This is a genomic window from Microbacterium sp. SORGH_AS_0421 (assembly GCF_030818635.1).
In the GTDB taxonomy this organism is placed as follows: Bacteria; Actinomycetota; Actinomycetes; order Actinomycetales; family Microbacteriaceae; genus Microbacterium.
The window spans coordinates 451073-470572 of the sequence record NZ_JAUTAO010000001.1; the positions used below are offsets into that span (position 1 = coordinate 451073).

The window sequence follows — 19500 nt, forward strand, 5'->3', positions numbered from 1 at the left end:
CCCGCCTCAGGCGTCGATGTCGAGCGCGACCTCGACCTCGTCGTCGACGGCGAGCCCCTCGGCATCCTGAAGTGCTTTCTTGACCGGCACGACGTAACCGCCGTCCTTCGGCCAGAGCGCGATGGTCGCGGTGGTGCGGCCGATCGTCACGGATGCCGGGATCATCCCCCACCCGTAAGTCACGACGGGGGCGATCTCGGCGATCATCGCGGCCTCGGCTTCGGGCACCGAGACGAAGTGGAACGGCGCGGGGCCGCGCCAGTACCAGATCGTCCCGGTGAACCGCAGGTGCACGGTCAGCTCCCGGCGGCCAGTTCTTTCGCGCGGGCGAGGGCGGCTTCGGCGGCGGTGGTGAAGGCGTCGTCGAGTCGGGCGTCCTGCAGGACGGCCACGGCGCGCTCGGTGGTGCCCTTCGGGCTGGTGACGCGGCGACGCAGCTCGGCGGGATCGACATCGGCGGATGCCATGAGAGCTGCGGCCCCGATGAAGGTCTGCTCCGCGAGCAGGCGCGCCTGGTCGTCGTCGAAGCCCATCCGCACGGCGGCCCGGGTGAAGTCCTCGACGAGGAGGAAGACGTAGGCGGGACCGGAGCCCGAGATGGTCGAGAGGGCATCGATCTGCGACTCGGGGACCTCCAGGACCGAGCCCACGGTCTCGAAGAGCGCCCGGACGACGGCGATGTCGGCGGCGGAGGCCGCGGGTCCGGCGGCGAGGCCGGTGACTCCCTTTCCGACCAGCGAGGGGGTGTTCGGCATCGAGCGCAGGGTGGCGACGCCCTCGCCGAGACGAGCGGCGAACGTGTCGAGCGTGACGCCCGCGGCGAGGCTCACCACGATCGCGCCGGGGCGCAGATGCGGGGCGATCTCGTCGAGCAGGTCGGGCACCATCGCGGGCTTGACTCCCACCAGCACGATGTCGGCGGCGGCGACGGCGTCGGTGTTTCCCGCCGGATTCGCCTCGAGGGCGACGCTGGTCACCCCGTCGAGGTCGGCGAGTTCGGCGGCCTTCGCGATCGAACGGTTGGTCGCCGTCACCCCTCCCCCGGTGAGTCCGGCCGCGACGAGGCCGCGGAGGATCGCGCCTCCCATGGAGCCGGCTCCGAGGATCGCGATCGGGGGCAGCGAGGTCGTGGCATCCGTCATGCGAGCCAGTCTACGAACCGGACTCTCGCGGCGGGGTGAGTCTGAGTGCGACCGAGAGGGGCGCGCGTTAGAGTCGGGAAACGGTGTGCCGGAGCACCGGCGAGCGATACGGAGGACTAGCGATGACTCTCTTCGACGGCATCACCGCGCGCCTGGTCGAGACCGACCGGCTGGGGGTGAACGTGCTCGAGCGCGTCGGCGACGACCCCGCCACCGCCCCCGAGCACACGGTCGTCTTCGTGCACGGCAACGTCGCCTCCTCGCTGCTCTGGCAGGAGATCATGCAGGACCTGCCGAGCGAGCTGCGCGTCGTCGCCGTCGACCTGCGCGGCTTCGGTCGCACCGAGCACAGCCCCATCGACGCCACCCGCGGCGTCCGCGACTTCAGCGACGATCTCCACGCGACGCTCGAAGCCCTCGGCATCGCCTCCGCTCATCTCGTCGGCTGGTCGATGGGCGGGGCCGTCGTGCTGCAGTACGCGCTCGATCACCCCGTTCTCTCTCTCACGCTGCAGTCGCCCATCTCCCCCTACGGCTTCGGCGGCACGCGGCGTGACGGATCTCGTCTGAACGATGAGGACGCCGGCGCCGGTGCGGGGGCGGCGAACCCCGACTTCGTCCAGCGACTCATCGACCACGACACCACCGACGAGGCCCCGACCTCGCCGCGCGCGGTGTTCCGCTCCGGCTACGTCGCCGCGGGCTACCGGAGCGAGCACGAGGACGTGTGGGTGGAAGCGATGCTGTCGACCTCCACGGCCACCGGCAACTACCCGGGCGACTCGGTCGTCACCTCGACCTGGCCGGGCTTCGCCCCCGGCACGACCGGCGTGCTCAACGCGCTGGCGCCGAAGTACTTCGACGTCTCGGGCATCGTCGACCTCGAAGACAAGCCCGCGATCCTGTGGATCTACGGCACCGCCGACGCGATCGTCTCGGACGCCTCGTTCTCGGACGTCAACCACCTGGGCGCGCTCGGAGTGGTCCCCGACTGGCCCGGCGCCGATGTCGCCCCCGCACAGCCGATGGTCTCCCAGACGCGCGACGTGCTCTCCGCCTACGCGGACAAGGGCGGCGAGGTCACCGAGGTCCCCGTCGAGGGGGCCGGACACTCCGTGCACCTCGAGCGCCCGGCGCAGTTCCGCCGAGCGCTGCTGACGCACATCGGCTACGTCGGTCGGCCCGCCGATCCGGCGCCGCCGACCGAGGCGATCATCCTGCGCTCGGCCGACTGACCCGTCCCCGACTCGCCCGTCCCCCGGAGGCCCCCGTGGAGTACTGCCTGTTCACCGAGCCCCAGCAGGGCTTCTCCTACGACGATCAACTCGCTTTCGCGCGCTCGGCGGAACAGCACGGCCTCGACGGCTTCTTCCGCTCGGACCACTACCTGCGCATGGGCCCGGGCGATCCCCGACCGGGCCCCACCGACGCGTGGACGACCCTCGCCGGCCTCGCGCGCGAGACCTCTCGCATCCGCCTGGGCACGCTCGTGTCGTCGGTGACGTACCGCGTCCCCGCGATCCTCGCGATCCAGGTCGCACAGGTCGACGCCATGTCGGGCGGACGCGTCGAGCTGGGCCTCGGCACGGGCTGGTTCGAGCGCGAGCACGCGGCCTATGGCATCCCCTTCCCGGCGAAGCGCTTCGACCTGCTCGAAGAACAGCTCGAGGTCGTCACGGGTCTCTGGTCGACTCCGGATGCCGACACCTTCTCGTTCCGCGGAGAGCACTACGCGCTCGACGAAGCGCCCGCGCTGCCGAAGCCGGTGCAGTCGCCGGTGCCGGTGATCGTGGGCGGCGGCGGCCCGAAGCGCACCCCCGCTCTCGCCGCGAAGTACGCCACGGAGTTCAACATCGGCTTCGTCGCGGAAGACGTCGTGGCCGAAAAGTTCGCCGTCGTCCGCGCCGCGTGCGAGACGATCGGCCGCGACCCGCGGACGCTGAAGCTCTCGGTCGCGCTGCCGACCATCGTCGGCTCGGACGAGGCCGCGATCGAGCGGCGCGCTCAGGCGATCGGCCGCACGCGCGCGGAGTTCGACGACGGTACGAACATCGTCGGCACACCCGAGCAGGTCGCCGAGAAGGTGGAAAGGCTGCGGGCCCTCGGCGCGGAGCGGGTCTACTTCCAGCTCATGGACTTGCGCGACGTCGATCACGCCGATCAGATCGGCGCCGAGGTCCTGCCGCTCCTCCCGCGCTGAGCACTCAGCGGCGGTTCTCGAAGAACGCCCGGAGCTGTGCGGCGGCCCGCTCCTCGTCGACCCCGCCGACCACCTCGACGCGGTGGGGAAGACGCCGATCGCGCAGGACGTCGTACATGGATCCCGCGGCTCCCGCCTTGGCATCCCACGACCCGAAGACGACGCGCTCGACGCGCGCCTGCAGGATCGCCCCCGCGCACATCACGCACGGCTCGAGGGTGACCACGAGCGTGCACTCCGCCAGGTGCCACGAACTTCGGTTACGGGCGGCCTCGCGCAGCGCCACGACCTCGGCGTGCGCGGTGGGGTCGCCCGTGGCCTCGCGGAGGTTGCGACCCTCGCCGATGATCCGGCCGGTGGAGTCGACGACGACGGCTCCCACCGGGACGTCGCCGTCGACTTCGGCGGCGTCGGCGAGCTCGAAGGCCCGCCGCATCGCGGCGAGGTCTGCGGCGGTGGGCGTCACGGGAGCTCCGAGAATCGACGGCGGTGGGGTGCGGGGGAAACGGTTAGCCTTGAGCCTATGCGTGTCCACGTCGCCGACCACCCGCTCATCACCCACAAGCTCACGGTGCTGCGTGACGTGCAGACGTCGTCGCCGGTGTTCCGCCAGCTCACCGAGGAGCTCGTGACGCTCCTCGCGTATGAGGCGACCCGCAACGTGCGCGTCGACCCGATCGAGATCCAGACCCCGGTCACCAAGACGATGGGTGTGAGAATCAGTGAGCCCCGGCCGATCGTGGTGCCCATCCTGCGCGCCGGCCTCGGCATGCTCGAGGGCATGGTGAAGCTCCTGCCCACCGCCGAGGTCGGATTCCTCGGCATGGTCCGCGACGAAGAGACCTTCGAGCCGACGACCTACGCCGAGCGCCTGCCCGACGACCTCAGCGACCGCCAGTGCTTCGTGCTCGACCCGATGCTCGCCACCGGCGGCTCGCTCGGCGCGGCCATCAAGTTCCTGTTCGCGCGTGGCGCGCAGGACGTCACCGCGATCTGCCTGCTGGGCGCGCCCGAGGGCGTTGCGGCGATCGAGAAGCAGGTCGAGGGCCACGACGTCACTCTCGTGCTCGGCGCCGTCGACGAGCGCCTCAACGAGAAGGGCTACATCGTGCCCGGTCTCGGTGACGCCGGCGACCGTCTCTACGGCACGGCCTGAGCGCCCACCAATCGAGCGAACCCGCTGAGCCGCGCGACCCCTTCGGGGGTCCGCGGGAGATCGTCGAGCAGAGCGGGCGAGTACACCACGTAGGCGGCCTGCATCGCGCGTGAGATCGCGACGTTGATGCGATTGCGCAGCAGCAGGAACTCCAGGCCGCGCGGAGCCTCCCGGCCCGACGACGCGGCGAGGGTCAGGATCGCGACGACCGCTTCTTTGCCCTGGAAACGGTCGACCGTCCCGACCGGGACGTCGGCGAAGCCCGCGGCGGCCAGGGCCTCTTCGACGGCGACCTGTTGTGCGTTGTAGGGGGTGATGACGATGATGTCGTCGGCTCGCAGCGACCGGGGAGCATGCACGACGGCGGAGTCCCCCGCTCCCCCCTCGGCGCCCGTCCACTCGCGCCCCACGAGTTCGGACACCAGGCGCGCGACCTCAGCGGCCTCTTCGTTCGAGAACGTCGAGTTGCCGCGGTGCCGCACGGGACGAGGGTGGACGCCGGGGTCGACGCCGTCGAGACGGCGCAGAGCGGTGGAGGGGTGCGAGGCGAGACGCCCCTCGTACGACAGCCGTGAGACCGGCTCGGCGACGGCGGGGTGCATACGGCGCGTGCGCGCAAGGAAGTAGCCGAACTCGTCCGGCACCACCTCGGCACCGTCGATGATCCACCCCAGGGCCGAGGTGTCGACGGGTTCGGGGTGCGTACCCTGACTGACCTGCGGCAGCTGCTGCGGGTCGCCCAGCAGCAGGAGACGCTGCGCCGCGAGCGACACCGCGATGGTGGAGGCGAGCGAGAACTGCCCCGCCTCGTCGATCACGAGCAGATCGAGGCTCCCGCGCGGGATACGAGCCTCGTGGCTGAAATCCCAGGCGGTCCCCCCGACGACGAAGCCGGTGGAGGCGTTCTCGGCGGTGAACGACGCCACGCCGTTCTTGGGCAGCACCGTGAAAGCGTGCGGGGCACTCGGATCTTTCGGCGCCTTCCCGACTCGGGATGCCGGCACCCCGGCCGCGATGACCTGATCGAGCATGTGCTCGATGGTCGCGTGGGATTGCGCCACGACCCCGATGCGGTAGCCGCGCTCGGCGACGAGGCGCGCGATGACGTGCGAGCCCACGTAGGTCTTGCCCGTGCCGGGAGGGCCTTGGACGGCGAGATAGCTGTGGTCGAGGTCGGCGACGCTGCGCGCGATGGCGGTGACCTCGTCGTCGCCGGTCGCGCCGTCGACGCTCGTGACCGGGGAGAGTGCCCCCGACAGCGTGCGCGGCGGGACGCGACGCAGGATGTCGGCGGCCGCGCCGTCGGGGATCCCGGGGGCGGCGGCGAGGACTCCGTCGGCCCATGCGTCGATCGCTTTCTGCTGATTCCCGGCGCGCGGGGGTGCGGGCGGGGTGAGGGCGAGCGGCAGGTCGCGCCAGGTCGCGCCGTCGACGGCGGTCTCTTCGACGATCGCTCCGTCGTCGAGCACTTCGCGCACCGTCACTCGGCGCGCACCGTGGATCCATCGGGGGCGCGTCTCGAGCGGGAAGGGCGCGGGAAGGTCGTAGACCGCGAAGGGCTCGCCGTCCACGCTCACGCGCGTGCCGGGTGCGACCTCGCCGCGGAGCTCGACGAGACGGCGCTCCGATCCGCGGCCCGACTCGGGGAAGTGCCAATCGGCGACGACGCGCGAGCGTGCCGCGTCGACCACGACGACGTCACGGGTCTCTTCCCAAACCGAGAGCGGCTCGCGCAGACGCAGGAAGTGCGTGGCCCAGTAGGTCTTCTCTTCGCGCGGGTAGTAGTCGATCGCGGCCGCGGCGAGACGGAGTGCGGTCGCGTCGGGTTCCGCCGCATCGCCCGCCCAGCGCTGAAGGGCCGTCGCGCGGGGCGACGGCTCGTAGGCCTGCTCGTCGGGCTCGGCTCCGCGCGCGGGGACAGCCCCCGACTCGCGCGCGCGATCGACGAGCCAGTCGCGCAGGCGCCGCGTCGAGACGCAGTCGTAGCGGTTGTAGTCGGCCAGGTCGTCGAGCACGCGCTGCGCCGCGACCGCATCGCCGTCGGCAGCGAGCGCGCGGGCCTCGACGTACTTCACGATCGAGTCGTCGCCGCGCTGCACGTCGCTCGTACGCACGTCGTCGCCCATGTACAGGGGCTCGAGCTTCTTGATCGAGTACGAGCGCGACCCCACCCGCAGCGCTCGACGCACGACCGGGTAGAGGTCGACGAAGACGCCGTCGCGCAGGAGCCGATCCACGTCGGCCTCGCGGACGCCGTAGCGGGCGGCCATCGTGAGCAGGTGTGTCGGCTCGTAGGGGGCGTAGTGGTAGATGTGCATGCCCGGGTGCCGCTGGCGTCGCAGCGCGACCATGTCGAGGAAACGCTCGAGGGCGGCTCGCTCTTCGTCGAAGGTGTGCGCCCAGAGCGCTCCGTAGACCTCGCGGGTGTCGACCCACCCGAAGAGGTAGTCGATGCCCCAGTGCTCGCCGACGCCCTCGGTGTACAGCGGGTCGCCCTCGAAGTCGAAGAAGAGGTCGCCGTGGTCGGGCCGCGGGAGCACGCCCAGCGACTTGGGCGCGACGATCTCGAACGTGGGCACCGCGTGGGCGGGCTGGTCGGCGCCCGGGATGCCGGCCGGGCTCTCGAGCTGCAGGCGCGCCTGCGTGCGCAATGAGACGAAGGTGTCGACGCTCATGGCCGCGGGCGGCGCGGGCGCGACCGCCAACTGATCGATCGTCTCGGTGCCGCCCGCCCGCAACCGGTCGCGCTGGACGGGCCGCATGCCCGCGACGAGCAGAAGGTCGCGGTGGGCAACGACCTCGAGCTCGCACGTGGCGCATCGGCCGCACGCGATGACCCCGAGATCGCCGCGCGGGTCGCCCCAGGCGATCACGGGTCCGGCGGTACCGAGGTCGACACGGCGGTCGGCGATCAGGGCGCGCAGGCGCTCGCGGCGGAGGCCGAAGACCGGGAGCAGATCGTCGACGCGATGCGTGCTCGTCGACCCGTCGCCGAGCAGCAGCTGCACCTCGTCGGAGCGCGGCACGCCGAGACGATCGAGCTGATCGACATAGGCGGCGAGCTGCATGAGCGCCGTCACGCGCGCGCGGCGCGCCAGCTTGGTGTCTTGCACGATCCATCGGCGTGTTCCATCGGACGACGCCTCGGGCTCGCGCACGAGGAAGTCGGCGAACCCGACGAATTCCTCGGTGGCGAACGCGGCCTGATAGACCACCTCGATGGACGGGTCGGCGAGGGCCTCGTCGGTCAGGCGCACGGCTTCGGCGAGCGCCTCGGCGTCGGATGGTCGCGCCGCGGGGATCTCGCGCACCGCCGAGCCGAAGCGGGCGCGGTCGTCGTCGAGCACGCGCAGCTCGTGTGCCGTACCCAGCCGCGCCGCGCGCTCGAGGGTGGCGTCTTCGGGGTCGTCGACGGGGGCGGTGCGTCCGATCTTGGCGTCGATCGCGCGCAGCCACGCGAATTCGCACTCGGCCGCCGCCTTGAGGTCGCTGGCGCTCCAGACGATCCGCCCGTCTTGCTCGATGTACCGCATGGTGTTCACGCTAACCGGGGCCGCCGACATCGGCCGCCGACCGTCCACGGGGAGGTCGCTCTCGCAACCGGACTGCCCACCGTCGGAGGGTGCTGACAGACTGAGGGGGTGATCACCGATCTGCCGTTCGAGAACGTGTACCGGCACGGGTTCGCGCGCGTCGCCGCGTGCACGATCCCCGTCGCGGTCGCCGACCCCGCCACGAACGCCGACGCCGTGCTCCAATCGGCGCGCGCCTGCGACGCCGAGGGGGTCGCCGTCGCGGTCTTCCCCGAGCTGTGCCTGACCGGCTATGCGATCGACGACCTCGTCATGCAGGATCCCCTGCTCGACGCCGTCGAGACCGCCCTCGAGCGCCTGCTCCTGGCATCCGCAGACCTCCTTCCGGTGCTGCTGGTGGGCGCGCCGCTGCGCCAGGGCAACCGCCTGTTCAATTGCGCGGTCGTGATCCACCGGGGCCGGGTGCTCGGCGTCGCCCCGAAGGCGTACCTGCCCACGTACCGCGAGTTCTACGAGCACCGCTGGTACGCCCGCGGCGACGACCAGGCCGGGCAGCACATCCGCGTCGCGGGCCAGACGGTGCCGTTCGGGCCCGACCTTCTGTTCGATGCGGTCGACGTGCCCGGTCTGACCCTGCACGCCGAGGTGTGCGAAGACGTCTGGGTTCCGATCCCGCCGTCATCGGGGGCGGCACTGGCCGGGGCCACGGTGCTCGCGAACCTCTCGGGCAGCCCCATCACGATCGGGCGCGCCGACGACCGCAACCTGCTCTCGCAATCGCAGTCGATGCGGTGCCTCGCCGTCTACGCCTACGCGGCCGCGGGCCAGGGCGAGTCGACCAACGACGTCTCTTGGGACGGCCAGACCATGATCTACGAGAGCGGCCAGCTGCTCGACACGACCGAGCGCTTCCCCGACGGGCCGCGGCGCAGCGTCGCCGACGTCGATCTCGACCGGCTCCGTCAGGATCGCCTGCGCCAGGGCACGTTCGACGACAACCGCCGCACCACGGCCCCCGCATTCCGCACGGTGCCGTTCGAGCTCGCTCCACCGGCGACCGATCTCGGTCTGCGCCGTGCCGTCGACCGCTTCCCGTTCGTCCCCGACGACCCCGCTCGCCTCGCGCAGGACTGCTACGAGGCCTTCAACATCCAGGTGTCGGGGCTCGTCCAGCGCCTGCAGGCCATCGGCAACCCGCGGCCGGTGCTCGGGGTGAGCGGCGGACTCGACTCCACGCACGCCCTTCTCGTCATCGCGCGCGCCATGGACCGGATGGGGCGTCCGCGTAGCGACATCCTCACCTACACGCTCCCCGGCTTCGCGACGAGCGAGAAGACCAAGCGCAACGCGATCGCCCTGGCGGAGGCCGTCGGCGCCTCGATCGAAGAGATCGACATCCGCCCCGCGGCGACCGAGATGCTCTCGCGCATGGGACACCCCTTCGCCGCGGGACGACCCGTGCACGACGTCACCTTCGAGAACGTGCAGGCGGGGCTGCGCACCGACTACCTCTTCCGTCTCGCGAACCAGAACGACGGGATCGTCGTCGGCACCGGCGACCTGTCCGAGATCGCGCTCGGGTGGTCCACCTACGGCGTGGGCGATCAGATGAGCCACTACTCGGTGAACCCCGGGGTGCCGAAGACCCTCATCCAGCACCTCATCCGCTGGGTGATCTCCTCGGGAGAGCTCAGCGACGACACGGTCCAGGTGCTGCAGGCCGTGCTCGACACCGAGATCAGCCCCGAGCTGGTGCCCGCGGGGCAGGACGGCCGCATGCAGTCCACCGAGGACCGCATCGGCCCCTACAACCTGCACGATTTCACGCTGTACCACGTCCTGCGCTTCGGGTTCCGGCCGTCGAAGATCGCCTTCCTCGCGGCGCACGCCTGGAATGATCCGGATGCCGGCGCCTGGCCGCCCGGCTACCCCGAAGAAGAGCGCCCGGCGTACGACCTCGTCACCGTGGCGAGATGGCTCGAGGTGTTCCTGAAGCGCTTCTTCGGGTTCGCGCAGTTCAAGCGCACCGCGATCCCGAACGGGCCGAAGGTGTCGCCCGCCGGTTCGCTCTCTCCGCGCGGAGACTGGCGCGCCCCCTCCGACGGCAACGCTCGCGCGTGGCTCGCCGACCTGCACGCGGCGGTGCCGCAGGCCTTCCGCGGCGACTGAGCCACGGCATCCGCTCGGGGCACGCCCCGGCCCTGGCGACGCGGACTACCAGCCCATCGAACCGGGGACGCCCTTGAACGGCCCCGCGAGGTCGCTCGTGACCCAGCCGCCGTAGAACCCGCCGGGCTGCGGTTTCACCGTCTCGCCGCCGAGAACGACGCGGTCCATGGGGCCCGCGTAGACGGCCACGCGGTCCTCGAGCAGCTCGTACCCCGGCATGGGGTGCGGGTAGTTCCAGGCGGCGCGCGGCGCAACCGCTCCCCCTCCCCCGTGCACGTCGAAGTACCGGGCGCCGCCTTTGAACTCGCAGAACGAGGCGCCTTCTCCGAGGGTGAGGGCATCGCCGAACGCGGCGATCGGCACGTAGTACACGGGCGGATGACTGGTCTCGAGCACCCGGACGACGTCGTCGGTGTCGGCGATGCGCACGCCGCCGAAGTCGATCTGCACGCGCTTGCGGACGCGCTCCAGCCGCGGGGGCCGAGGGTAGTCCCACACGGATTCCTGACCGGGGCGGACGGGGTCGGGTACGGGGCGCGGCATGCGCCCACGCTACGCCGCGATCTGGACACTCGGGCGATTCCCCGGATACCGGCTCAGGAAGCGCACAGGTTTTCGGTAGCCTGGAAGTCGAGGGGGAACAGTGAGCGAACACAGGACGACGCCGGTCGGGCGGCGCTATCGCGTCTACCAGATCGTCGGCATCGTGCTGGCCGTGCTCTTCCTCGCCCTGGGCGTCGCCGCCTACCTCGCCGGCGGAGGGCCCGTCATCGCCGCCATCGCCGTCATCGGAGGTCTCGCCGTGCTCATCGTCTCGATCATCACGATGGTGCGCTCGTGAGCGCTCCCGAGACCCCGGGCGGCCCCGACGGGAAGAAGAAGTACCCCGCGGGCACCGTCGTCATCTGGATCGCCGGCGCCGGCATCGGCCTGTGGCTCCTCGTCAGCGGGCTGATCGGCATCCTCTCCGGAGGCAGCTGAACCCGCGCGTCGTGGGAATGCCCTCCGACGACGATCGTTGACCTCCCTGTCACCGATTTCGACAGGAAGGGCATCATGACGCGTATCGGACGCAGCGACCTCGACATCCTCCCCCTCTCACTGGGCGGCAACGTCTTCGGCTGGACCGCCGACCGAGACACCTCGTTCGCGGTGCTCGACTCCTTCCATGCCGGGGGTGGCAATTTCATCGACACCGCCGATGCCTACAGCGCCTGGATGCCCGGCAACTCGGGCGGCGAGAGTGAGACCCTCATCGGCGAGTGGCTCGCCTCCCGCAAGCCCGAGAACGTCGTGGTGGCCACCAAGGTCAGCCAGCACCCCGAGTTCCGCGGACTGGGCGCGAAGAACATCCGAGCCGCGGCGGAAGCCTCGCTGAAGCGCCTCGGAATCGACACCATCGACCTCTACTACGCCCACTTCGATGACGCCGAGACGCCCCTCGAAGAGACCGTCGCCGGCTTCGCCGACCTCGTCAGCGACGGGCTCGTGCGCTACGTGGCGGTGTCGAACTACACCGCGGCGCGCATCGGCGAATGGATCTCGCTCGCCGAGGCCTCCGGAGCAGATCTCCCGGTCGCCGTTCAGCCTCACTACAACCTCGTGCACCGCACCGATGTCGAGAGCGAGATCGTGCCCGTGGCCGAGCGGTACGGCATGTCGCTCGTTCCGTACTACGCGCTCGCGAGCGGATTCCTCACCGGCAAGTACCGTTCGTCGGATGCCACCGGCACCTCGCCTCGGGCGGAAGGCGCCGCGAAGCTGGCCACTCCGGCCGGACTGGCGCTGATCGACGCGCTCGAAGAGGTCGGCGATGCGCACGGCGCCTCCATCGCCACCACCGCCCTGGCCTGGCTGCGGGCCCAGCCGAGCGTTGCCGCTCCCATCGCGAGCGCCTCGAAGGTGGAGCAGGTCGCCGACCTCCTCGCCAGCGCCTCTCTCGAGCTGACGGCCGACGAGATCGCGCACCTCTCGGCCGTGTCCGAGCCCGCCCAGGGCTGAGCAGGGCGCGGGGGGGGGATGCGCGGGCACAGCCCACGCCTTCGCCCCCTCGACCGAGGAACGCCCGCCGTACCGGGATCCGCGCGCAGCGTGTTCCCCCTACGGCGGGCGTTCCTCGCGATGGGACTCGCTACGCCGACACCCGCCGTGGGCGAAAATGAGGACGTGAAGCTCCTCGTCGCCGCCCATGCGTCCGAACTCACCGCCTTCGAGGCGGAGATCCCCGGTTTCGATCGTCTGCTCACCGGGGTGGGCAAGATTCCCGCGGCTTACGCGCTGACGCGTGCGCTCTGCGAGGGCGACTACGACGAGATCGTCGTCGTCGGCACGGCGGGAGAGATCGATGACGACGTCGAGGGCGGCATCTACGACATCGCGGCTGCGATCCAGCACGACGTGAAGGGCCTGGACGGCACCTTCGGAGAGCATGTGTCGCTGCCCTCCCGTGTCGAGACCGGGTCCGAGGGCGTCGTCATCGCGACCGGCGACCACTTCGTCGACGATGCGGAGGCCGTGCGCCTCATTCGCGGTCTCGGTGCCCGCCTGGTCGACATGGAGTCGTACGCGCTCATCTGGGTCGCCCGCCAGTTCGGCGTGCCCATCCGCATCCTGCGCGCCGTGTCGGATCGCGCGCAGGACGGCGCCACCGAGCTGTGGGACGACGTCGTGGAGCGGTGCAGCCACGAGCTGCGCGCGGAGATCCGCGCCCGCTACGGCGTCTGATTCCGCCCCGGGGATCGCACGCGCCTAGGGCGTCTGCGACCCCGACCGCGCCCGCCCCGCGAGATCGGTGACGCCGACGACGAGCGCGAGCGCGAGGAAGATGCCCACCGTGATCATCCCCGACGCGTAGGCGTCGTGGTACAGCACCGCCGCGTCATCGACGCTCCCCTGCTCGCGGTAGACCGTCGCGTAGAACAGGGCGAGGGCGATCGCCGTGCCGACGGCCGTGCCGATGCGCTGGCCCAGTTGACCCACGGATCCCGCGACGCCGCCGCTCTTGACCGGGATGTCGGCGAGGGTGAGCGTCTGATTGGGCGAGATGACGAGACCGCCGGCGAAGCCACCGAAGGTCATCACCGCCGCCATCGCCCAGGGTGTCCATCCGGGCGGCGTGAAGAGCGCGACGAGCACGAGCCCGCCCGCCGTCGCCACCATGCCCACGATTCCCCAGACCACGAGCGGACGCCCCAGGCGAGTGACGAGGTTGCCGCCGATCCACGAACTCCACGCGGATGCCACGGCGAAACCGATCGTGACCATACCGGCGAACACGGGCTCCAGGCCCAGGCCTCCCTGGAGGAAGAGCGTTCCCAAGAGGAACATGGCGGGGATCGCGGAGAAGTAGGCGGTCGAGATGAGCACACCGTTGCGATAAGACGAGAGCGAGAAGATCGCGAAGGGTATGAGCGGCATCCGTCCCCGCTCCCCGTATCGACGTTCCCAGAACACGAACCCCGCGGCGAAGATCACGGACGCCACCAGGAACCACCAACGGTGCGGGTTGTCATCGGGGCTCCCCGTGGTGAACAGGAACGGCCACATCAACGACAGGATCGTCAACGCGAAGAGCGCGACGCCGACCGGATCGAGATCGAGCTTGCGGTGGGACCTGGTTCGGGTGTCGGGCAGCAGCCACGCCGCCAGCGCGATGACGATCGCCACGAGCGGGACGTTGATCCAAAAGATGAGCCGCCAGCCGTCGGTGTCTCCGCCCAGGGCGATGAGCAGACCGCCCAGGGTGGGGCCGAAGGCCGTCGCGATGCCGATCGTCGCACCGAACAGACCGAAGGCGCGGCCGCGCTCCTTGCCCTGGAACAGCTGCTGCACGAGACCGAGAACCTGAGGCATCTGGATGCCGGCCGCAACGCCCTGCAGCAAGCGCGCGACGAGGAGCACGGTCGTGTTCGGCGCGAGGGCGCACGCGAGGCTCGTGACCAGGAACAGCGAGAGGCCGACGAGGAAGAGCATGCGCCGCGACCGGAGGTCTCCCAGGCGCCCGGCCGGGACCAGCACCAGACCGAAGGTGAGGATGTAGCCCGACACCACGAGCTGCAGCTCGGTGGGTCCGGCGTTCAGCGCCGCTTCGATGGACGGGAGCGCGACGTTGACCTTCGTGAGGTCGAGGATCGTGAGCGCGGCGACAGCGACCGCCACCCAGTAGGCACGCCACCGGTGCTTCTGCGACAGCACGATGTCACGTGTGGGGGGATGGGCGGAATCCGTGGACGCGGAGGGAGGAGGAGTCATCGCTGCCGACGGTACTCCGGGTCTCGGACACCGCCTCCGGGCTTGCGCCGCGGGGCGCCGCGGCTCCCGCGACCGAACGCGTCAGTCGACGTCTCTGCGGGCGAAGACCGCCCGCAGCACGAGGAACACGATGAATGCGACGACCGCGACGGCGATCAAGCGGAAGACGAACGCGATGAGCGAGAACAGGATGTTCACGAGCACCCACGCGATGATCACGGCGACGACGACGCCGAGGATGGTCCACAGGGTGCTCTTGCGCATGAGCCCAGCCTAGAGCGGGAGCCTGTTGAACCGCCCGGCGGGGCGCCGTGCCCCGCGATCCCGCACCATCCGAGCGGACGCGGGTTCGAGTCCCGATCTCGGCGTCAGCCGATCAGCGCCGGGGCGTCCTGCCGGATCACGCTCGGCCCACGCGGCGTGGCCGCGACATGGAGCTGCGCGGGGAGCTGGTCTTTCATCGCCGCAACATGGCTGATCACCCCGACGGTCCGGCCGCCCTGCCGCAACTCGTCGAGGGTGCGCATGGCGAGATCGAGCGTGTCGTCGTCGAGCGAGCCGAAGCCTTCGTCGATGAAGAGCGTGTCGAGTCGGATGCCGCCCGCTCGCGCCGTCACGACCTCGGCGAGGCCGAGGGCCAGGGCCAAGGAGGTGAGGAACGTCTCGCCACCCGACAGCGATTGCGGGGGTCGGCTCTGGCCCGTGAATGCGTCGACCACCTCGAGTCCCAGTCCGCTCGCCGCACCGCGGGCTGCCAGCGCGTCGCTGTGCTGCAGACGGTAGCGACCGGATGACATGTGATCGAGACGGAGATTGGCAGCGGCGACGATCTCTTCGAGCTCGGCGGCGAGCACGAAGGTCTCGAGGGTCATGCGACGTGTGTTCGGCGCACGCCCGGCGACGGTATCGGCAAGTCGAGCGATCACGGCGTGCTCGTCGGAAAGCGCCGCCACAGCCGCGTGCGCGTCGTCGGCGCGCTGGGCGAGCCCTCTCAGCCGCTCCGCAAGAGCTCGAGCGGACGCGTGCGCAGCGGTGGTGCGCTGGACGACCTCACGGGCCCGGGCGACGGCCTCGACGTACGGAGCGGGGTCGACGGGCTCATCGGGGGCATCGACCAGAAGGAGCTCGAGCTCGAGCAGCCGCTGGCGAATCGAGGCACTCGCCGCATCGTGTTCGGCGATGGCGGTATCGAGGCGACGGCGATCGGCTGCCGGCCGGAGCGCCCGGACCACGGCGTCGACGTCGGCGAAGGAGCTCTCTCTCACGCGCGACGCGACGGTATCCGCCGCCTCGAGCTCGTGCGCGGTCGCCGCCTCGACCGCGTCTCTTGCCGCGACCAATTCGCGCACCGCATCTCGCCGGGAACGCAGATCGCGCTGGCGCGCGGTCACGCTGTCGAAGTCTCCCCGCGCGGCGGCCACCTCGCTACGAAGACCCGTCACCCTCTGCTCGGCCAGAGCGAGATCCTGTTGCGTGCTCGCGAGCCTGCTCGCGAGAGCGTCGATACGCGAGGCGACCGCCGCATCGAGGTCGGCCACGCGCGCCCGTTCCGCCCGGAGGCTCTCGCGCTCGGCGACCTCGGCCGAGGCCGCCGCGAGCGCCGCATCGGTCTGAGCGAACCTCTCCTCGAGGGCTTCGACGCTTTCTCCGCCCGCGAGGGCCGCGGCGAGAGCGTGAGCGTCACGCGCGACGCGAGCCGCGTCGGAGGCGAGTCGGTCCTGCTCGACCGCCGCGTTCTTGCGGTCCTCTGCGGCGGTGATCTCGTCATCGGTCACGGGCTCTTCGTCGCCGCGAGCGGGAGCGGGGTGTTCCCGTGCACCGCACACGGCGCACGGCTCTCCGTCGACGAGGTCATGGGCCAGCTCGACGGCCGCGCCTTGGAGTCGGCGACGCAGGAGGCTGGTCCACGACTCGACGGCGCGCTGTACCTCGTCGGCGCGCACCAGGGATGCGAGATCGGCCTGATCGCGTTCGTCTTGCAGCTGCGCCGCACGGCGCGCGGCCTGCACGCGGCGAACCAGGTCGTCACGCGCGCTCGTCGCGGTGGCCATGCGGGTCTCGGCGCCGGCGAGCTGCTCGAGGCGCTCGTCGAGAGCACGCAGGGCCTCGGGAACCTCCGCTCGGCCCTCGACGAGGGCATCGCGATCGGTGGCGGTCCGGGCGACCAGGGTCGTGAGCCGATCGAGCTCCGCCTCGAGGACGTCGAGCTCGGCTTCGGCGTTCAGGGCGGACTGTCCCCGCGCGAGCAGCGCGGTGAGCTCGTCGTCGCGGGCGACGAGAACGGCCCGATCGAGGGCGGCTCCGCCGGAAGGGACGGGGCCTGCCATCGTGTCCGTCGAGGGTTCGACGGCGGCGTCCGCGCTACGCGGTTCCGCGAGCCGCCCCGCCTTCTCTTTCGCCGTGTCGGCGGCGTCCAGGGCGGAGGCGAGCGCCTTCCGTGCGATCTCGGCCGCATCGATCGCGGCCCGCATCGTCTCGGCTTCGGCCGCGCAGCGCGATTCTTCGCGCGCGGCGGTGATGCGCGGCTCGTCCGCCTCGAGAACCGCCAGACGGTCCCGCAGTCGCGATCGGTCCTGCTGGCGTTCGTGGAGCGTGGCCGCTTCCCGCTGAGCGGCCAAGGCCCGATCGAGTCGCGCATCGCTGTCGTCACGCTCTCGCGCGGCGGTCTCGACGCGATAGTCGGCGCGTTCCACGGCTCGAACGACGCGGGCGAGCCGTTCGCTCACGCTGACGGGTGCACCTGCCGGGGTCTCGGCGATCTCGGCGGCGACGAGGTCGTCTTCGGGCTCGAGTTCACCGGCAAGACGCTCCGCCTCGTCGAGGAGCGTCGCCACCTCGACGCCCTCGGCAGCGAGACGTTGCGCCGCGCTCTTGCGACGCTCTTCGAGGTTCGCCGCGTACTGCTCGAAGGAGCGCGTACCGAAGAGCGTTCGCAGCAGGCTCAGGCGCTCGTCGTTCTTGGCGAGCAGGAATCGGGCGAACCGGTTCTGCGCCAGCAGGATGACCTGCAGGAACTGCTGCTGGGTCAGGCCCAGGATCTCGTCGAGGCGCGCGGCGACGTCGACGGGCCGTGCGGCCACGCCGGTCCAGCCCTCGGGGGCGAGGATCTCGAGGAGGGCGCGGTGCGGTTCTTTCGTCGTCCCGCCACCGCGCCGTTTCGGACGTTCGAACTCGGGCGAGCGGGTGATGCGCCACCGCTCCCCCTCCGCGCTGAACTCGAGCGTGACGCGCGTGGGGTCGTCGGGTCCGCAATGGTCGCTGCGCAACCGGCGGTCGGCGCCGTCGTATCGCGGCACGCCTCCGTAGAGGGCGTAGCAGACACCGTCGAGCACGCTCGATTTGCCGGCGCCCGTGCGTCCCGTGATGAGGAAGATGCCGTCTGGCGTGAACGCGTCGAAGTCGACCGTCTGCGCCTCGAGGAACGGACCGAACCCTTCGAGGACGAGGCTGTGGAGCTTCATGCGTTCGCCTCCGCGACGGACCGCGCGTCGAGCACGTCGCGGATGAGCGCACGTTCGGCTTCGGACGCCCCCTCTCCTTCACGGACGTGAGCGAGGAACGTCTCGACGATCTCCGCGTCGTCGCGTGCGGCGCGCACACGTCGCGCGTACCCGGCGCCGTCGTCGGCTTGCGTCTCGGCGGGCAGATGGACCACCGTCGCGCACCAGGGGAAGCGCGACTGCAGTCGCCGCATCGGATCGGGCTGAGGCGTGGAATCGGTGTACTCGGCGCGCACCCAGTGCTCGTCGTGGCCTGCGAAGCTCTCGTCGGTGAGCAGCTCGTCGAGGCGGGCGCGAAGCGTCACGAGCGGACGGGGCACCGGCAGATCGAGCCAGGTCACGTCGGCCAGCCCCTCGGCGTCGAGGTCGACGAGCCACGAACCACGGGGTTTTCCTGCCTCGCCGAAGCTGTAGTGCACCGGGGCGCCGGCATAACGGACGCGATCGGACAACTGCTGACGACCGTGGATGTGGCCGAGGGCGACGTAGTCGGGCCCGTCGAACGCGGGGAGCGGGACGACGTCGAGGCCGCCCTGTCGGATCTCTCGTTCGACTCCCGGGGTGGCATCGACCCCCGCGGCGAAGCAGTGCGCCGCGACCACCGAGCGCCCGCCGCGTTCGCCGAGGTCGGCGCGGACGAGGTCGAGTGCGTGCTGCATCGTCTGCGCCTGGCTGCGCAGCTCGACGCCGTCCCAGAGATGGCGCACGATGGCGGGCTCGAGGTACGGGATGCCGTAGATGTGAACGGGACCGTGCTCGTCGTCGACGGTCACCGGGGTGCCGACGGAACGCGGATCGGTGACGACCGTGATCTCCTTCCGAAGGAGAGCGGACTGGAAACCGAGGCGGGCGGCGGAATCGTGGTTGCCGCTCGTGACGACGACCCGTGCGCCGGCATCGGCGAGCGCCGCCAAGGTGGAAGAGAGGACCGGGTAGCAGGCCGCGGAGGGGGCGGCGGAGTCGAAGACATCGCCCGCGACGATCACCACGTCGACCGCGTGCTCGCGGACCTGCGTGACGAGGGCTTCGAGGACGCTGCCCAGTGCGTCGAGCGTCGAGTGCCCGTGGAAGGAGCGCCCGATGTGCCAGTCGGAGGTGTGCAGGATCCGCATGCAGACACGGTACGTCGCCCCTCCGACATCGGCTCGCAGCAAACGCCCGACCACTCTCCCCGCAGACGCGAAAACGCCTCACCGCCGGGTGTTCCCGGGGTGAGGCGCTACCGCTGGATCAGGAGCCGGCGACCTCGGCGGCCAGGGCCCGGATACGGTCGTCGCCCAGGTCGAGACCGATGTCGAGGAAGCGCTGGCGCAGCACGTCGGCGATCCGCTCCTCGCTCTTGTCTCCGACGTCGGCACGCGTCTGCACGACGACGCCCTGGATACGGGCGGTGTCGTCGGTCGCATGCATGTCCATCGCCGGTTCCGACTGCTCATCGGGGTGCGAGAGCTTGCGGTCCTGGTGGACAGCGCCGCCCACCGAGTCCGCCGCGTCGGCGCCGCCGTCGGGGCCGCTGCTGGGCTGGGGCGCCCGGGTGTCATCCGACATG

18 protein-coding genes are annotated in these 19500 nt (G+C 70.9%); 8 read left to right on the forward strand and 10 right to left on the reverse strand.

What is annotated here, in order from left to right:
- Nucleotides 1–6 precede the first annotated feature (6 nt).
- Nucleotides 7–294 carry a DUF1905 domain-containing protein gene (locus QE416_RS02220; protein WP_307313111.1) on the reverse strand — a complete coding sequence of 96 codons (288 nt, stop codon included), beginning with the start codon at nucleotides 292–294 and terminating at the stop codon, nucleotides 7–9.
- Nucleotides 295–296: 2 nt separating this feature from the next.
- A complete protein-coding gene (proC, locus tag QE416_RS02225; RefSeq protein WP_210073092.1) occupies nucleotides 297–1142 on the reverse strand; it encodes a pyrroline-5-carboxylate reductase in 846 nt (281 codons plus the stop codon).
- A gap of 122 nt (nucleotides 1143–1264) precedes the next feature.
- Here proC and QE416_RS02230 point away from each other — a divergent pair, with 122 nt between their 5' ends.
- Nucleotides 1265–2377, forward strand: coding sequence for an alpha/beta fold hydrolase (locus QE416_RS02230; RefSeq protein WP_210073090.1), 1113 nt, complete (start codon nucleotides 1265–1267; stop codon nucleotides 2375–2377).
- A 35-nt stretch (nucleotides 2378–2412) separates the two neighbouring features.
- Nucleotides 2413–3342, forward strand: coding sequence for an LLM class F420-dependent oxidoreductase (locus tag QE416_RS02235; RefSeq protein ID WP_307313116.1), 930 nt, complete (start codon nucleotides 2413–2415; stop codon nucleotides 3340–3342).
- Nucleotides 3343–3346: 4 nt separating this feature from the next.
- Here QE416_RS02235 and tadA read toward each other — a convergent pair whose 3' ends face one another.
- Nucleotides 3347–3778: a tRNA adenosine(34) deaminase TadA gene (tadA, locus tag QE416_RS02240; RefSeq protein WP_267789348.1), complete on the reverse strand. Its 432-nt coding sequence runs from the start codon at nucleotides 3776–3778 to the stop codon at nucleotides 3347–3349.
- Nucleotides 3779–3865: 87 nt separating this feature from the next.
- Here tadA and upp point away from each other — a divergent pair, with 87 nt between their 5' ends.
- Nucleotides 3866–4498 carry a uracil phosphoribosyltransferase gene (gene upp / locus QE416_RS02245; protein ID WP_267788065.1) on the forward strand — a complete coding sequence of 211 codons (633 nt, stop codon included), beginning with the start codon at nucleotides 3866–3868 and terminating at the stop codon, nucleotides 4496–4498.
- Here the strand turns inward: upp and QE416_RS02250 are convergent.
- The gene (locus QE416_RS02250) at nucleotides 4483–8031 is read right to left on the reverse strand and encodes a bifunctional RecB family nuclease/DEAD/DEAH box helicase (protein ID WP_307313119.1); all 3549 of its coding nucleotides are present in this window, start codon (nucleotides 8029–8031) and stop codon (nucleotides 4483–4485) included. The two genes, upp and QE416_RS02250, sit on opposite strands and share 16 nt — an antisense overlap.
- A 108-nt stretch (nucleotides 8032–8139) precedes the next feature.
- Between QE416_RS02250 and QE416_RS02255 the strand changes: the two genes are divergently transcribed.
- The gene (locus QE416_RS02255; protein WP_267788069.1) at nucleotides 8140–10200 is read left to right on the forward strand and encodes an NAD(+) synthase; all 2061 of its coding nucleotides are present in this window, start codon (nucleotides 8140–8142) and stop codon (nucleotides 10198–10200) included.
- Between the two features lie 45 nt (nucleotides 10201–10245).
- Here QE416_RS02255 and QE416_RS02260 read toward each other — a convergent pair whose 3' ends face one another.
- Nucleotides 10246–10743 (reverse strand): DUF427 domain-containing protein, encoded by a 498-nt coding sequence (locus QE416_RS02260; protein WP_267788071.1) that lies wholly within the window; start codon nucleotides 10741–10743, stop codon nucleotides 10246–10248.
- Nucleotides 10744–10843: 100 nt separating this feature from the next.
- On the opposite strand from QE416_RS02260, the gene QE416_RS02265 reads away from it, so the two are divergent.
- From QE416_RS02265 to QE416_RS02280, 4 genes are all read left to right on the forward strand, one after another.
- Complete coding sequence (locus QE416_RS02265) at nucleotides 10844–11041, forward strand: hypothetical protein (RefSeq protein ID WP_210073075.1); 198 nt, start codon at nucleotides 10844–10846, stop codon at nucleotides 11039–11041.
- Nucleotides 11038–11181, forward strand: a complete 144-nt coding sequence (locus QE416_RS02270; RefSeq protein WP_210073073.1) for a hypothetical protein — start codon at nucleotides 11038–11040, stop codon at nucleotides 11179–11181. Before QE416_RS02265 ends, QE416_RS02270 begins: the two co-directional genes overlap by 4 nt.
- 75 nt (nucleotides 11182–11256) lie before the next feature.
- A complete protein-coding gene (locus QE416_RS02275; RefSeq protein ID WP_307313120.1) occupies nucleotides 11257–12201 on the forward strand; it encodes an aldo/keto reductase in 945 nt (314 codons plus the stop codon).
- Nucleotides 12202–12366: 165 nt separating this feature from the next.
- Nucleotides 12367–12924, forward strand: coding sequence for a nucleoside phosphorylase (locus QE416_RS02280; RefSeq protein ID WP_307313121.1), 558 nt, complete (start codon nucleotides 12367–12369; stop codon nucleotides 12922–12924).
- Between the two features lie 24 nt (nucleotides 12925–12948).
- On the opposite strand, the gene QE416_RS02285 is transcribed toward QE416_RS02280, so the two are convergent.
- The 5 genes from QE416_RS02285 to QE416_RS02305 all read right to left on the reverse strand — a co-directional run bounded on the left by QE416_RS02285 (nucleotide 12949) and on the right by QE416_RS02305 (nucleotide 19499).
- The gene (locus QE416_RS02285) at nucleotides 12949–14451 is read right to left on the reverse strand and encodes an MFS transporter (RefSeq protein WP_373458831.1); all 1503 of its coding nucleotides are present in this window, start codon (nucleotides 14449–14451) and stop codon (nucleotides 12949–12951) included.
- 81 nt (nucleotides 14452–14532) lie between these two features.
- Complete coding sequence (locus tag QE416_RS02290) at nucleotides 14533–14715, reverse strand: hypothetical protein (protein WP_210073067.1); 183 nt, start codon at nucleotides 14713–14715, stop codon at nucleotides 14533–14535.
- A gap of 104 nt (nucleotides 14716–14819) precedes the next feature.
- Nucleotides 14820–17912: an SMC family ATPase gene (locus QE416_RS02295; RefSeq protein WP_307313126.1), complete on the reverse strand. Its 3093-nt coding sequence runs from the start codon at nucleotides 17910–17912 to the stop codon at nucleotides 14820–14822.
- Entirely contained in the window at nucleotides 17909–19063 is a 1155-nt protein-coding gene (locus tag QE416_RS02300) for an exonuclease SbcCD subunit D (protein WP_267788082.1), read from the reverse strand. The genes QE416_RS02295 and QE416_RS02300 overlap by 4 nt, the downstream gene beginning before the upstream one ends.
- 118 nt (nucleotides 19064–19181) lie before the next feature.
- Nucleotides 19182–19499 (reverse strand): hypothetical protein, encoded by a 318-nt coding sequence (locus tag QE416_RS02305; protein WP_210073061.1) that lies wholly within the window; start codon nucleotides 19497–19499, stop codon nucleotides 19182–19184.
- Nucleotide 19500 lies beyond the last annotated feature (1 nt).

Excerpts from the sequence above, each read along its gene's own strand:
- QE416_RS02260 (WP_267788071.1), bottom strand. The coding sequence starts at position 10,743 with ATGCCGCGCCCCGTACCCGACCCCGTCCGCCCCGGTCAGGAATCCGTG.
- QE416_RS02300 (WP_267788082.1), bottom strand. The coding sequence starts at position 19,063 with ATGCGGATCCTGCACACCTCCGACTGGCACATCGGGCGCTCCTTCCAC.
- QE416_RS02275 (WP_307313120.1), top strand. The coding sequence starts at position 11,257 with ATGACGCGTATCGGACGCAGCGACCTCGACATCCTCCCCCTCTCACTG.
- QE416_RS02290 (WP_210073067.1), bottom strand. The coding sequence starts at position 14,715 with ATGCGCAAGAGCACCCTGTGGACCATCCTCGGCGTCGTCGTCGCCGTG.
- QE416_RS02295 (WP_307313126.1), bottom strand. The coding sequence starts at position 17,912 with ATGAAGCTCCACAGCCTCGTCCTCGAAGGGTTCGGTCCGTTCCTCGAG.
- QE416_RS02230 (WP_210073090.1), top strand. The coding sequence starts at position 1,265 with ATGACTCTCTTCGACGGCATCACCGCGCGCCTGGTCGAGACCGACCGG.
- proC (WP_210073092.1), bottom strand. The coding sequence starts at position 1,142 with ATGACGGATGCCACGACCTCGCTGCCCCCGATCGCGATCCTCGGAGCC.
- tadA (WP_267789348.1), bottom strand. The coding sequence starts at position 3,778 with ATGCGGCGGGCCTTCGAGCTCGCCGACGCCGCCGAAGTCGACGGCGAC.
- QE416_RS02305 (WP_210073061.1), bottom strand. The coding sequence starts at position 19,499 with ATGTCGGATGACACCCGGGCGCCCCAGCCCAGCAGCGGCCCCGACGGC.
- QE416_RS02285 (WP_373458831.1), bottom strand. The coding sequence starts at position 14,451 with ATGACTCCTCCTCCCTCCGCGTCCACGGATTCCGCCCATCCCCCCACA.
- QE416_RS02250 (WP_307313119.1), bottom strand. The coding sequence starts at position 8,031 with ATGCGGTACATCGAGCAAGACGGGCGGATCGTCTGGAGCGCCAGCGAC.
- upp (WP_267788065.1), top strand. The coding sequence starts at position 3,866 with ATGCGTGTCCACGTCGCCGACCACCCGCTCATCACCCACAAGCTCACG.